This is a genomic window from Bradyrhizobium sp. 4 (genome assembly GCF_023100905.1).
Lineage (GTDB): Bacteria > Pseudomonadota > Alphaproteobacteria > Rhizobiales > Xanthobacteraceae > Bradyrhizobium.
Genome location: NZ_CP064686.1, coordinates 4,280,230 through 4,294,491, shown reverse-complemented (window position 1 = coordinate 4,294,491; position 14,262 = coordinate 4,280,230). Strand labels below are relative to the sequence as shown.

General features: G+C 66.2%; 11 protein-coding genes. 8 read left to right on the top strand and 3 right to left on the bottom strand.

Going from position 1 to position 14,262, the window contains the following annotated elements:
* The first annotated feature begins 8 nt into the window (after window positions 1–8).
* Entirely contained in the window at window positions 9–758 is a 750-nt protein-coding gene (gene map, locus IVB45_RS20125) for a type I methionyl aminopeptidase (protein WP_247356312.1), read from the top strand.
* Window positions 759–768: 10 nt separating this feature from the next.
* Here the strand turns inward: map and IVB45_RS20120 are convergent, their stop codons facing one another.
* From IVB45_RS20120 to IVB45_RS20110, 3 genes are all read right to left on the bottom strand, one after another.
* A complete protein-coding gene (locus IVB45_RS20120) occupies window positions 769–2,118 on the bottom strand; it encodes an MFS transporter (protein ID WP_247356314.1) in 1,350 nt (449 codons plus the stop codon).
* A 145-nt stretch (window positions 2,119–2,263) separates the two neighbouring features.
* Window positions 2,264–2,512: a DUF3551 domain-containing protein gene (locus IVB45_RS20115; protein ID WP_247356316.1), complete on the bottom strand. Its 249-nt coding sequence runs from the start codon at window positions 2,510–2,512 to the stop codon at window positions 2,264–2,266.
* A 1-nt stretch (window position 2,513) separates the two neighbouring features.
* Window positions 2,514–2,834 (bottom strand): DUF3551 domain-containing protein, encoded by a 321-nt coding sequence (locus tag IVB45_RS20110; RefSeq protein WP_247356318.1) that lies wholly within the window; start codon window positions 2,832–2,834, stop codon window positions 2,514–2,516.
* Window positions 2,835–3,086: 252 nt separating this feature from the next.
* On the opposite strand from IVB45_RS20110, the gene IVB45_RS20105 reads away from it, so the two are divergent.
* The 7 genes from IVB45_RS20105 to tsf all read left to right on the top strand — a co-directional run bounded on the left by IVB45_RS20105 (window position 3,087) and on the right by tsf (window position 14,221).
* Window positions 3,087–3,806, top strand: a complete 720-nt coding sequence (locus IVB45_RS20105) for an outer membrane beta-barrel protein (RefSeq protein ID WP_027567162.1) — start codon at window positions 3,087–3,089, stop codon at window positions 3,804–3,806.
* 455 nt (window positions 3,807–4,261) lie between these two features.
* Window positions 4,262–7,765 (top strand): DNA polymerase III subunit alpha, encoded by a 3,504-nt coding sequence (gene dnaE / locus IVB45_RS20100; protein WP_247356320.1) that lies wholly within the window; start codon window positions 4,262–4,264, stop codon window positions 7,763–7,765.
* Between the two features lie 115 nt (window positions 7,766–7,880).
* Complete coding sequence (locus tag IVB45_RS20095; protein ID WP_247501275.1) at window positions 7,881–8,399, top strand: DUF2846 domain-containing protein; 519 nt, start codon at window positions 7,881–7,883, stop codon at window positions 8,397–8,399.
* 109 nt (window positions 8,400–8,508) lie between these two features.
* Complete coding sequence (locus tag IVB45_RS20090; protein ID WP_027567159.1) at window positions 8,509–9,249, top strand: carbonic anhydrase; 741 nt, start codon at window positions 8,509–8,511, stop codon at window positions 9,247–9,249.
* 209 nt (window positions 9,250–9,458) lie between these two features.
* Window positions 9,459–11,951, top strand: a complete 2,493-nt coding sequence (locus tag IVB45_RS20085) for a caspase family protein (RefSeq protein WP_247356323.1) — start codon at window positions 9,459–9,461, stop codon at window positions 11,949–11,951.
* A 221-nt stretch (window positions 11,952–12,172) separates the two neighbouring features.
* Window positions 12,173–13,165: a 30S ribosomal protein S2 gene (locus IVB45_RS20080; protein ID WP_027567157.1), complete on the top strand. Its 993-nt coding sequence runs from the start codon at window positions 12,173–12,175 to the stop codon at window positions 13,163–13,165.
* 132 nt (window positions 13,166–13,297) lie between these two features.
* The gene (gene tsf, locus IVB45_RS20075) at window positions 13,298–14,221 is read left to right on the top strand and encodes a translation elongation factor Ts (protein ID WP_027567156.1); all 924 of its coding nucleotides are present in this window, start codon (window positions 13,298–13,300) and stop codon (window positions 14,219–14,221) included.
* The last annotated feature ends 41 nt before the right edge of the window (window positions 14,222–14,262 follow it).

Here is a 14,262-nt window from a genome sequence, read left to right as displayed (position 1 = left end):
AGCATGACATGACAATCTCGGATGACGAGGACCTCGCGCGCCTGAAAGAGATCGGGCGCATCGTCGCCAATATCCTGGAGGCAATGGGGAAGGCGCTCGAGCCGGGCATGACCACCTCCGAGCTCGACCGGATCGGGCGAACACTGCTGGAGGCTGCCGGCGCACGTTCGGCTCCGGAGCTGGCCTACGACTTTCCCGGGGCGACGTGCATCAGCGTGAACGAGGAGATCGCTCATGGCATCCCGGGCGATCGGCGGATCGCGCGCGGGGACCTCGTGAACATTGACGTGTCAGCCGAGAAGAACGGCTTCTTTGCGGATACGGGAGCGTCGTTCGCCGTTCCACCCGCAACGCGAGCGGTCGAACGTCTTTGCAGGGACGGCCGGCGCGCGATGTGGACGGGCCTGCAGCAGGTCGGAGCCGGCAAACCGATTGCCGGTATCGGTCAGGCCATCGGTACCTTTGCGCGGAAGAACGGTTACAGCCTGGTCAGGAACCTTGCCAGTCACGGCGTCGGCCTGTCGCTCCATGAGGAGCCGACGGAGATCGCAACATGGCCCGACCGCTCCGAACGCCGCGTCATGAGCGAAGGCCTCGTGTTCACCGTCGAGCCGTTCCTGTCTCTTGGCGCCGAATGGGCCCAGGATGGCGATGATCCGTGGACGCTCTATAGCAGCCCCGAGGCGCCGACCGTTCAATACGAGCACACCGTGATCGCAACTCGAAGCGGACCGTTGATCGTGACGCTGGCTGGTTAAGGAGGCGTCCTCAAGCCACCGGATCTCGGGCAGCATCCGAACGGCTTCGATCATCCGGCGCCAGCGGCGGTGCCCGTCTCACCGGAGGATTCCCCGGTGCGGCCGCGCTGCTTCCCGAGCGGATATCGGCTGGAGCAGACCTGTTTTCAACAGACCTGGCGTCGCGATAGGCGACGATCCAGATCAGGAAACCCAGCACCGCCAGCGCGGCACCGACGGGACCTGTGGAGGTCCACCCCAGCCCCTCGCGGATGGCGAGGCCGCCGAGGAACGGGCCGAGCGCATTGGCGGTGTTGAACGCCGAATGGTTGAGTGCGGCGGCGAGCGCCTGCGCGTCTCCGGCGACGTCCATCAGCCGCGTCTGGAGGATGGCTCCGAGCGAGACGCCGGCGCCGATGGCGAAGACGTCTGCCGCCAGCGCCCAGGGATTGCCGGCGGCAAGCGGAAACACCAGCAGCGCGACCGCCGAGAACAGCAGGATGCCGCCCGCCGTCGGCATCAGCGCACGGTCGGCAAAGCGCGGTATGACCAGATTGCCGAGCGTGGCGCCGATGCCGAACACGGCCAGAAAAAGCGGTATGAGCGCGGGGCTGACCTTGGTCACCTCGATCAGCGTCGTCGCCAGATAGGTGTAGACGGCGAACATGCCGCCGAAGCCGATGGCGCCGATCGCCAGCGTGATCCAGACGCGGCCGCTTCGCAGCGCTCCGAGCTCCCGCAGCGGATCGGACCGGCCAGCCTGGTCGCGCGGCGCGAACAGGGCGCAGAGCAGCACCGTAAGCAACGCCAGCACCGACACGAGGCCGAAGCTCGCGCGCCAGCCGATGGCCTGCCCAATCAGATTGGCCAGAGGCACACCGATGATGGTGGCGCCGGTCAAGCCGAGCATCACCTGGCCGATCGCCTGCGAGCGACGATGCTGGGGAACCAGCGAGGCGGCGACCAGCGCGGCGATGCCGAAATAGGCGCCATGCGGCAAGCCCGAGAGAAATCGCGCCGCGATCATTGAGCCAAAGCCCGGTGCCAGCGCGGTGAGGGCATTGCCGAGCGCGAACACGGCCATCAGAACCAAGAGCTGTGCGCGCCGCGCCAACCGTGCGCCGAGCACGGCGATCAGCGGCGCGCCCAGCACGACGCCGAGTGCATAGGCGCTGATCGCGTGTCCCGCGGTCGGCTCGTCGATCCCAAGGTCGGCGGCGAAAAACGGCAACAGGCTCATCGATGCGAATTCGGTGGTTCCGATCGCAAAGCCGCCCATCGCGAGCGAGAACAGGACGATGGCGAGATGAGGGGGCCTGGAGGCCGCGGTCGCGCGGGGCGAGGTCGCTTGCTGCGATGTCGCTTGCTTCAATGGCGTCATATGTCCTGCAATGGTGGCGTCAACGGGAACCAGCCCAGCGAACGTCGCCACCCCTGCAAGATTTCTCTGTCGTACTTAAACCCGGATCAGCCCGCGTCAACACTGGACGCTCAATGCAGGGCAGGCCGCATATCAGCGTCCCGATTTAGTTGACGCGACTCGGGCGGCGAGGGGGCTTCTTCTGCGCAAAATACGGGTTCGCCACGCACGTCGCCGACCGACCGACGGCCAAGAATCTGCACTGCTCGAGCGAGCTGTAGCGGCAATCGAAATAGCCGACGGGACCGTAGATCTGCATGCAGACCGGATAGCTCGGATCGTAGGTCTGGGCGTGCGCAGGCGCGCCCGCGAGGAGCAGGCCAATCGCGAACAGCGCGAGGCGAGCGCGGCGCATCTCAGCGCGGCACGTAGTAACCGGGCGAATAGCCGGGCACCTGGGCGCGCGGCCTGTTCTGATATGCATAGGGATCGTCGCTCTGGCCCGCGAAACACGGGTTCGCGATACAGGTGAGGGCGCGGCCCGATGAACTCGCCTGGCACTGCGCGTAAGTATCGAACGTGCAATTGCTCAGCCCCGGCCATTCATCGCCGGTGAGACAAAAGGCATGGTGAGTACCGAACGCGCGCGCCGGCGTGCTTGCGTCGAGCGTGAGCGCAAATGTGGCGAGTGCGAGCGAAAATGTGGCGACAATGGGGAGAGCAATTCGTCTGCGCATTCAATTCTCCAATCACGCGAACGTGCGCGCGACGTTGTCACGCGCACGTGCTGCAGACGTCGTGTAGCCGACGATGGAACTCATGAAAACACTTGTTTCAAAGGATTTCCCGCGCGCGCTGGGAAATCTTCATTAATGAAGCGCGATCCTTTGGCGCGGACTGTGGCGTCGAGGTTACAGCAATTCCGTCGAGCGCTGTTATGACGACGCCACGGCCCGGGGGCCTAACGACGAAACTGGAACGGGAATCAAATGAACAAGAATCTGTTGCTTGCTGCTGTGAGCCTTGTCGCGCTCGGCGCGGCTGCACCGGCGGTGGCTGCTGACCTCGCTGCGCGGCCTTACACCAAGGCGCCGGCGATGGTTGCCGCGATCTACGACTGGAGCGGCTTCTACATCGGTGTCAACGGCGGCGGCGGTTCCGCGCATTCGACCTGGGATCTCGTCGGCGGTGGCCGTGAAGGTTCGCACGATGCGACGGGCGGCACGGTCGGCGGTCAGATCGGCTACCGGATGCAGTCGGGCCAGTGGGTGTTCGGCATCGAAGGTCAGGGCAACTGGGCTGACTTCTCGGGCGACAACGTCAGCGCGCTGTTCGCCACTCGCAACCGCTCCAAGATCGATTCGTTCGGTCTGATCACCGGTCAGATCGGTTACGCCTGGAACAACGTCCTCATTTACGCCAAGGGCGGTGCGGCTGTCGCCGGCAGCAAGTATGAAGTCTCGACCCTTGGCGGCGCACTGCTGTCCTCGAACGATCAAACCCGTTGGGGTGGCACGGTCGGTGCCGGCCTCGAGTACGGTTTCGCCCCGAACTGGTCGGTTGGCGTCGAGTACAACCATATCTTCCTGCAGGACAAGAACGTCACCTTCGCGCTGGTGCCCTCGACCGACCGCATCCGTCAGGACGTCGACATGGGCCTCGTCCGGCTGAACTACAAGTTCGGCGGCCCGAGCCTCGGCCGTTACTGAGCAGATGCCTGATCTCGATCGCTCGACTTCGAGCGGTCGGCGAAAGCCCCGGCCATCGGCCGGGGCTTTTTTGTTGTTCAAGTTCAGCGGGTTAACCATTCTGTTTGGAGATGGTGGAGGTGGCTTGACTCTTGAGAACGAAATGAGAACAATGTTCTTCATACGTTCTCACCATGGAGCAAGCCATGTTCAGGATTTTCGTCGAAGAAGCCGCCGCGCTGGCGTCGATCGCGCTGTTTGTCGGGATGATCGCGATCTGGGCCCAGGTGCTCCCGCAGCTCTAGGCGCGGGCCTAGGTTGGGGAAAAGCAGGACGAGGCGGCTGATCGGCCGCTCTGGCGTAGACTCTGGCAGCGTGACGCCCCACCATTGAGAGGCGAGTCGGCCGGGCGAGTGCAGGATGCCGCCGGTGCCGGTGACCGCTCCATCTCATCTGCAAGAGGCCGTCACGCGACCATGCCGAGCGCCGGATTTGTCCACCTTCACGTTCACTCGGCCTATTCGCTGCTCAAGGGCTCGATCAAGATCGCCAATCTCGCCGAGCTAGCCAAGAAAGACCATCAGCCGGCGCTGGCGCTGACCGACACCGACAACATGTTCGGTGCGCTGGAGTTCTCCGACAAGATGGCGGGCTCCGGAATCCAGCCGATCGTCGGCTGCGAACTCGCGATCGAATTCGGCGACCAGGATCCCACTGCCCGCAACGCGCTTCTGCCCTCGCGCGTGGTGCTGCTGGCCGCGCAGGAGCGCGGCTACCGCAGTCTGATGCGGCTGAACTCGCGCGCGTTCCTGGAGACGCCCGACACTCATGCCCCCCACATCAAGTTCGACTGGCTCGAAGGCGAGACGGAAGGCCTGATCGCGCTGACGGGCGGTCCGGACGGGCCGATCTCGCTGGCGCTTGCCGGCGGTTATAGCGAGCTCGCGGCGGCGCGCTGCGAGCGTCTCGCCAGCCTGTTCGGAGACCGCCTCTACATCGAATTGCAGCGCCACAACACCGAGAAGGAGCGGCGGGTCGAAAGCAGCCTGATCGACATCGCCTACACCAAGGGCCTGCCGCTGGTTGCGACCAACGAGCCGTATTTCGCCGCGACCGACGATTACGAAGCCCATGACGCGCTGCTCTGCATCGCCGGCGGGCGGCTGATCGCGGAGACCGAGCGCGAGCAGCTCACGCCCGATCATCGCTTCAAGACCCGCGCCGAGATGGCGGTGCTGTTCGCCGACATTCCGGAGGCGCTGGCCTCGACGGTGGAGATCGCCGAGCGCTGCTCGTTCCGGCCGATGACGCGCAAGCCGATCCTGCCGTTCTTCACGGTCGGCGCTGCCGCGAGCTCCGATGCCGCCTCCGTCGAGGCGGCCGAATTGAAGCGGCAGGCAGAGGAGGGGCTCGCCAACCGTCTGCGCGTGCACGGGCTGTCGCAAGGCACGACGGAAGAAGATTACAACGCGCGGCTTGCGTTCGAGCTCGACGTCATCATGCGCATGAAATACGCGGGCTACTTCCTGATCGTCTCCGACTTCATCAAATGGGCGAAGGGGCAGGGCATTCCGGTCGGGCCGGGCCGCGGCTCCGGCGCAGGCTCGCTGGTTGCGTGGGCGCTGACCATCACCGACCTCGATCCGATCAAGTTCGGCCTGCTGTTCGAGCGCTTCCTCAATCCGGAACGCGTCTCGATGCCGGACTTCGACATCGACTTCTGCCAGGACCGCCGCGGCGAGGTGATCAGGTACGTCCAGGAGCGCTACGGCCGCGACCAGGTCGCGCAGATCATCACCTTCGGTACGCTGCAGGCCCGCGGCGTGCTCCGCGACGTCGGCCGCGTGCTGCAGATGCCCTATGGGCAGGTCGACAAGCTCACAAAACTCGTGCCGCAGAATCCGGCCGCGCCGGTGACGCTGGCAGCCGCGATCGAGAGCGAGCCGAAGCTCCAGGCGTTCCGCGACGAGGACCCGGTGGTGGCGCGCGCCTTCGACATCGCGCAGCGCCTCGAAGGCCTGACCCGCCACGCCTCTACGCATGCGGCCGGCATCGTGATCGGCGATCGGCCGCTGAGCGAACTCGTGCCGATGTATCGCGATCCCAAATCCGACATGCCGGTGACCCAGTTCAACATGAAATGGGTCGAGCCGGCCGGCCTCGTGAAATTCGACTTCCTCGGTCTGAAGACGCTGACCGTGCTCGACGTCGCGTGCAAACTGCTCAAGCCGCGCGACATCCATGTCGATCTCGCCACGCTGCCGATCGACGATGCCGAAAGCTACCAGATGCTGGCGCGCGGCGAGGTGGTCGGCGTGTTCCAGGTTGAAAGCCAGGGCATGCGGCGCGCGCTGGTCGACATGCGTCCCGACCGTTTCGAAGACATCATCGCGCTGGTCGCGCTCTATCGACCGGGTCCGATGGCGAACATCCCGACCTATTGCGCGCGCAAGCACGGCGACGAGGAGCCGGAATATCTCCACCCAGTGCTGGAGCCGATTCTCAAGGAGACCTTCGGCGTCATCATCTACCAGGAACAGGTGATGCAGATCGCGCAGGTGATGTCGGGCTATTCGCTCGGCGACGCCGACCTGCTGCGCCGCGCCATGGGCAAGAAGATCCGCGCCGAGATGGAGAAGCAGCGCGAGATCTTTGTCGCCGGTGCGGTGAAGAACGGTGTGCCGAAGGGGCAGGCGGACACCATCTTCGAGCTGCTGGCGAAATTCGCCGACTACGGCTTCAACAAGAGCCACGCGGCGGCCTATGCGCTGGTGTCCTACCACACCGCCTACATGAAGGCGCATTACCCGGTGGAGTTCATCGCGGCGTCGATGACGCTCGATCTCAACAATACCGACAAGCTCTCCGAATTCCGCGCCGAGGCGCAGCGCCTCGGCATCAAGGTCGAGCCGCCCAACGTCAACCGTTCCGGCGCGACTTTCGAGGTCGGCGACAAGACCATCTACTACGCGCTCGCGGCGCTGAAGGGCGTCGGCATCGCGGCCGTCGAGCAGATCATCGCGGAGCGGACCAAAAACGGCCTGTTCACCTCGCTCGCCGACTTTGCCGCGCGGGTGTCGCCCCGCGCGATCAACAAGCGCATCATCGAAAGCCTCGCCGCTGCGGGGGCCTTCGACACGCTGGAGCCGAACCGGGCGCGGGTCTTCGCCGGCGCCGACTCGATTCTCGCCGCGTGCCAGCGGGCGAACGAAGCCGCAACCATCGGCCAGAACGACATGTTCGGCAGCTCGGCCGACGCGCCGACCATCATGCTGCCGCAGATCGAGCCCTGGTTGCCGGCCGAGCGGCTGCGCCGCGAATATGACGCCATCGGCTTCTTCCTGTCGGGACATCCGCTCGACGATTACGCCACCGTGCTGAAGCGGCTGCGCGTCCAATCCTGGGCCGAGTTCTCGCGCGCGGTGAAGACCGGCGCCACGGCAGGCAAGGTCGCGGCCACGGTGGTGTCGCGGATGGAGCGTCGGACCAAGACCGGCAACAAGATGGGCATCATGGGGCTCTCTGATCCCACGGGTCACTTCGAGGCGGTGCTGTTCTCCGAAGGCCTCGCGCAATATCGCGACGTGCTGGAGCCGGGCGCCGCGGTGCTGCTCCAGCTCGGCGCCGAGCTCCAGGGCGAGGACGTCCGCGCGCGCGTGCTCCACGCCGAGCCGCTGGACGAGGCCGCGGCCAAGACGCAGAAGGGCCTGCGCATCTTCGTGCGCGACACCAAGCCGCTTGAATCGATCGCCAAGCGTCTCGCCGGCCCCGACATGACCGCTTCGAACGGCGCCGCGCCGAAGGTCGGCAGTCCCGGCACCGCGCCGCGCTCCAACGGCGACGGCGAGGTCTCGTTGGTCATGATGCTCGACCTCGAGACCGAGGTCGAGATGAAGCTGCCCGGCCGCTTCAAGGTCTCGCCGCAGATCGCCGGCGCCATCAAGGCGGTCGCTGGCGTCGTGGACGTGCAGCAGCTCTAGCCACACGCACGCTGTTGCAGGCGATTGCATGTTTTGCGTGGGGGATGCTACCGCCCTGTTGCAACCTCTCGCTGTTTTCCGTTAGCATGCGCTCGGGGAAAAATCTGGGGGCGTGATGCTATTGCGTGGGCTGGTATTGCTCGTGGCTGCGGCACTGCTGTGCGGCTGTGAGACGGCGAGGAGCGGGCTCGGATATTCGGAGACGGTACGAAAGCTGGGTCCGCCGAAAGCCGGGCAGGCCCGCGTCGTCGTGTTTCGCGAGAAGGGCTTCGGCGGCATCGGCGATCCGGACTGGGAATTTTCCCTCGACGGTACGCCGATCAAGGGCCTGAAGACCGGGACATATGTCTATGTCGATCGCCCGGCAGGCCAGCACCAGTTCGTAGCAGAGGAAGCAGCGCTCGGTGTCACGCGCGTGGACTTCTCGGCGCAGTCGGGCCAGACCGTGTTCTTCGTAGCGCGCTTCAGTCAGCGCAAGAGCGCCATGATCGCGAATGCGAGCACTGGGGTGCTGGGCTGGGGTCTCACGCTTGCGATGACATCCGGCTATAAAAACCAGGGGCCGCTGGATTTCCTGCCTTTGGATGAACCGGCCGTCCGGACGACGATCGCAGAGCTTCGGTTGGCGGAATAGCCCCGCGCGAATTCGGTCCCGCCCGCACCGTCATTTGTGGTGTCGTCACAGCGTTGCGGCTATGATCACCGTGAGGCCGTTGGCCCATCGCGCCGGGAGGGATCGTGACATGTGCGACAAGTGCAATGAATCCCCACATGAGAGGATCGCGCCGTCGCGGCGGTCCGCGATGTTGTTGGGCGCCTCGGCGCTCGGCCTCGCCCTGACCGGCAGAGCCTTCGCCAAGGAGACCAAGACGCCGCCAAAGCCGCAGAACGTGCTGTCGCCCGACGCATCATTGAAGCGCCTGACGGAAGGCAATGCGCGCTATGTCGACGGCGTTTCGCGGCGGCACGATTTCAAGCACGAGCGCGAGGCGCTGGCCGGCGGACAGAATCCGTTCGCGGCCGTGCTGAGCTGTGCCGATTCGCGCATCGCGCCGGAATATGCCTTCGACACCGGCCGCGGCGATCTGTTCGTCTGCCGCGTTGCCGGAAATTTCGCCGGCACCGAGACCATCGCCAGCATGGAATACGCGGTCGCCGTGCTGAATACGCCGCTGATCCTCGTGCTCGGCCATGACGCTTGCGGTGCGGTCGATGCCACGCTGAAGGTGATCAAGGACAACAAGCCGCCGCCGGGCCATATTCCCTCGCTGGTCGATGCGATCGCGCCCGCCGCCAAGGCTGCGATGCAGCAGGGTGGGGACGTCCTCGACAAGGCGATCCGGCAGAACGTCATCGACAACGTCGCGAAGCTGAAGTCGGCAGCGCCGATCCTCAATGCGGCCGTGGAGCAGGGCAAGCTGAAGGTCGTCGGCGGCATCTATCGGCTCACGACGGGAACGGTCGACCTGATCGCGCAGATCTGACGAGACGGACCGGCTCGCGCCGGCTCGTTGTCGCGAGGCTGACGCAGGCGCCTGGCGTTGGTGCCGGGCGCCATGCCGCCGCCTCAATCCAAGCCTTCGCTATTTGGAAGCCTTTCGTTCAATTGGAAGCCTTTCGTTCAAGTGCCATTCAGCTGGCCACGCGTCTGATGCGTGGCGGCACCTCAACAACAAAAACGGGCAAGCAAGCCATGCGTGGGACGCTCAGAGCCTTCATTTGCCTCCTCCTGCCGGTCGCGGTCCTTGCCGCAGGCGCGCCGGATCCGGCGCGTGCGCAGCAGCAGGAAAAGCGTATCGCGCTCGTGGTCGGCAACGGCGCCTACGCCAAGTCGCCGCTGGCGACGACGGCAAACGATGCCGGCCTGATCGCGCAGACGCTGCAGGCGGCGGGCTTCGACGTCGTCGGCGCGCGCGATCTCGACGGCGACACGCTGCGCAAGAGCTTTCGCGATTTCATCCAGAAGGCGCAGGCCTCAGGCCCGGGCACCGTTGCGATGGTCTATCTCGCCGGCTATGGCGTGCAGCTTGCGGGTGAGAACTACTTCATCCCGGTCGATTCCAACATCACCCGCGACACCGACATTCCGACCGAAGGCCTGCGCATCGGCGACTATCTTCGCCAGCTGGCTTCCGTTCCGCTCAAGGCCAACATCGTCGTGCTCGACGCTGCGCGGGCGCAGCCCTTCGTGGAGGGCGGCCAGCAGATCGCGAGCGGACTTGCGCTGGTCGAGCCCGACGCCAACATGCTGATCGCTTTCAACGCCGCGCCCGGCACGGTGGCGCCCGAGGAGCCCGGACCTTACGGCATCTATGCGCAGTCGCTGGCGGAGATGATCCGCACCGGCGGCCTGCCGCTGCCCGAGGTGTTCGACCGCGTTCGCCTGCGCGTCAACGAGGCCAGCAAGGGCGCGCAAGTGCCCTGGAACGAGCAGAAGATTTCCGCCCAATTCTCGTTCTTCGAGCGCGGGCCCGACGCGCCGCCGCCTGAGGCCGCACCCGACCAGGTCGCCGCGATCCGCAACAAGCCGATCCGCGATCTCGGCGTGCAGGATGCCTATGCCGCCGCGCTCACGCGCGACACGCTGCCGGCCTACGAAGAGTTTCTCACCGCCTATCCCGGCGACCCGCTGTCGAAGCGCGTGATGGCGATCGTCGCGGCGCGCCGTGAGGCCATCACCTGGCGGCGAACCTATCGTACCGACACGCCGGAAGCCTATTGGTCGTATCTGCGTCGCTATTCGCGCGGTCCGCATGCGGCAGATGCGCGCCGGCGCCTGGCGATTCTTACCGCGCCGGCCGAGCCGCCGCCGAGCTTCGCGATGATCGACTACGACGTGCCGCCACCGCCGCCGGAGGAGGTGGTCTATGTCGACCGTCCCGTGCTGTATTTCAGCGATCCGGATTTCGGCTTCGCGCCGCCACCGCCGCCGCCGGTCTACTATCTGCCGCCGCCGCCGCCGGATTTCGTCGTGCTGTCGCCGCCGATGCCGGTGATCGGCCTGTTCGTGCTGCCGCAGCCCATGTTCGTGCCGATTCCTGTGTTCGTCAGGCCGCCGCTCTATGTTGCACCGCCGCCGAACAACATCATCTATCAGAACATCCATAATCGGACGGTCATCAACACGGTGATCAACCAGCCGCCGGCACCGCCGGCGGGCGCGGGTGCCGGAGCGGGCAATCTCACGCCGGCCATTGCCGGGCGCACCAATCCGGCTGGTCCCGCCATGCCGCAGGCGGCCGTGCAGCGCGCCGCCCTGATTCAGCAGGGCAAGGCGCCGATGCCAGCGAGCGCAACGATGCAGCCGACGGCGAGGCCAGGAACGCCCCCGGCGACGCCCGCCAATGCCGCGCCGACCGGGACGCCACCGACCGCTTCACCTGCCAGTCCACTTGTCAGTCCACTTGCCACGCCACCGGCCAAGCTGCCCCAAGCCAACACGCTGCCGGTTCCCGGCACCCATGGCGGTCCGCCCGTACCGCCAGCGGGAGCCGGGCCTCTGCCGGGCGGCAGACCCGGGCTGCCCACGGCCACTGCACCCGGCGCGCCGCTGCCGAACCATCCGGGGGCGCCGACCACTGCTGCTCCCGGCACCACGCCGCCAGCCCATCCCGGTGCGCCGACCGGCGCATCGACGACGGCGCCCACGGCGACAAACCCGGCCGCTGTCCCCGGCCAACTGCCGAAGCCGCCGGTGGCCCAGACCCCGCCCGGGACCGGGTCTGGGGACCATGGCAAGTCCGCGATCCGCGAGCCGGCTGGTCCGCCGTCTGCTGCCCGCACGCCTCCGCCTCCTGGCCCAGTTGGACGACCGGTCACGCCGCCGCCCTCGGCGGCGCGGGAGCCGATCCGGCCGCAGCATCAGCCGACCGCTGCTCCCGCCCAGGCTGCCCGGCCGTCGGCTCCACCACCGCGGCCTCAGGCCGTGGCCCGGCCAGCGCCTCCGCCGCGTATTGCGCCGCCGCCACCGCCACGGGCGGCTCCGCCCGTGGCGGTCGCTCGGCCGGCGCCGCCGCCAATGGCGCGACCCGCGCCGCCGCCGCCGGTCGCCCGGCCGGCGCCACCTCCGCCGCCCCGGATGGCCGTCGCGCCACCGCCGCCGCCGCGCCCGGCAGCCCCCCCACCGCGTCCTCCGGCTCCGCCGCCGGCGGCAAAGAAGTGCCCGCCGAACCAGCCCAGATGCTAGGCAGGGGCTAGGCCGCAGCGTGGTCTTTACGGAAGGGGGCCTCTCGCGGGCGAAAGCCGCCCCGAAAGGCCCTTATTTCCTTGCTTCTGGTCGAAATCGCGCTATACACCGCGCCATCTCACACGGAAGCATGGCTCACAAGGCCGTCCGGTGGCAGCCGGGGCGACAACGCTCTGTCCTGCTCACACGCTTCCGGAGGAACCAACCGGAGAATTAGAACGATGGCACTACCCGATTTCACTATGCGTCAGCTCCTCGAAGCCGGCGTGCACTTTGGTCACCAGTCTCACCGCTGGAATCCGAAAATGGCGCCGTTCATTTTCGGCGCTCGCAACAACATCCACATCGTCGACCTCGCGCAGACCGTGCCGTTGCTGCACAACGCCTTGCAGGCGGTCAGCGACACCGTCGCCAAGGGCGGCCGCATCCTGTTCGTCGGCACCAAGCGCCAGGCACAGGACGGCGTTGCCGACGCAGCCAAGCGCTGCGCTCAGTACTTCGTCAATTCGCGCTGGCTCGGCGGCACGCTGACCAACTGGAAGACGATCTCGGGCTCGATCAAGCGCCTGCGTCATCTCGACGACGTGCTCGCCGGCGGCGATGCCTCCTCCTACACCAAGAAGGAGCGCCTGACGCTTCAGCGTGAGCGCGACAAGCTCGACCGCTCGCTCGGCGGCATCAAGGACATGGGCGGTCTGCCCGACCTGATCTTCGTGATCGACACCAACAAGGAAGACATCGCGATCCAGGAAGCCCAGCGGCTCAACATCCCGGTCGCGGCGATCGTCGACACCAATTCGGATCCGAAGGGCATCACCTATGTGGTGCCGGGAAATGACGACGCCGGCCGCGCGATTGCGCTCTATTGCGATCTGATCGCGCGTGCAGCGATTGACGGCATTTCGCGCGCCCAGGGCGATTCCGGCATCGACGTCGGCGCTTCGGTTCGGCCGGCCGCAGAAGAGCTGCCGGCCGCCACGAGCGGCTTCCAGGGCCTCGCCGGTCCGCGCGGCACCTCCGACGACCTCAAGAAGCTCCCTGGCGTGTCGGGCGCGATCGAGAAGAAGTTCAACGACCTCGGCATCTTCCACTTCTGGCAGCTGGCCGAGCTCGATCACGACACTGCGCACAAGATCGGCGAAGAAGTCGGCCTGCCGAGCCGCGCGGACGCCTGGGTGGCCAAGGCCAAGGCGCTGACCGCGGAAGCGGAATAAGTCAAAAAGAGCGATGGGTTGGCCGGACAAGCTCCGGCCACCATTTCAGTTGACGCGAATTCCTGAGATGGACCGCGGCGAGGCGATCTGGCCGCGCCGCGGCAAACCGGCAGGCAAAAAGGATTTTGAACGATGGCAACGATCACAGCTGCGATGGTCAAGGACCTGCGCGAGTCGACCGGCGCAGGCATGATGGACTGCAAGGCCGCGCTGACCGAAAACGAAGGCAACATGGAAGCGGCGCAGGATTGGCTGCGCAAGAAGGGCCTGTCGAAGGCCGCCAAGAAGTCGGGCCGCGTCGCCGCCGAGGGTCTGATCGGTGCGCTCGTCAAGGGCAACAAGGGCGTCGTGGTCGAGGTCAATTCCGAGACCGATTTCGTCGCGCGCAACGGCCAGTTTCAGGGCCTCGTCAAGATGATCGCCCAGGTCGCATTCAACGTCGGCGCCGATGTCGAGAAGATCAAGGCCGCCAAGGTCGGCGACGTCACGATCGAAACTGCAATCAATGACGCGATCGCCACCATCGGCGAGAACATGACGCTGCGCCGCGCAGCTTCGCTCGAAGTCAGCCAGGGCGTGGTGTCGAGCTACGTCCACGGCGCCGTCGTCGAGGGCGCCGGCAAGATGGGCGTGATCGTGGCGCTGGAATCGCCGGGAAAGGCGGACGAGCTCGCAACGCTTGGCCGCCAGATCGCGATGCATGTCGCGGCCGCCAACCCGCTGGCGCTCGATCCGTCCGGTCTCGATCCGGCGGTCGTCAAGCGCGAGAAGGACGTGCTCGCCGACAAATATCGCCAGCAGGGCAAGCCCGAGAACGTGATCGAGAAGATCGTCGAGTCCGGCCTGAAGACCTATTACAAGGAAGTCTGCCTGCTCGAGCAGGCCTTCATCCACGATACCGGCAAGTCGGTGGCGCAGGCGGTGAAGGAAGCCGAAGGCAAGGTCGGCGGCGCGGTGAAGATCGCGGGCTTTGTGCGCTATGCTCTCGGTGAGGGAATCGAGAAGCAGGAAAGCGACTTCGCGGCCGAGGTCGCGGCCGCCAGCGGCAAGAAGTAAGCGCCGGAACGTTCCTTCCGGCGTGCCGCCGGAAGCGGCGC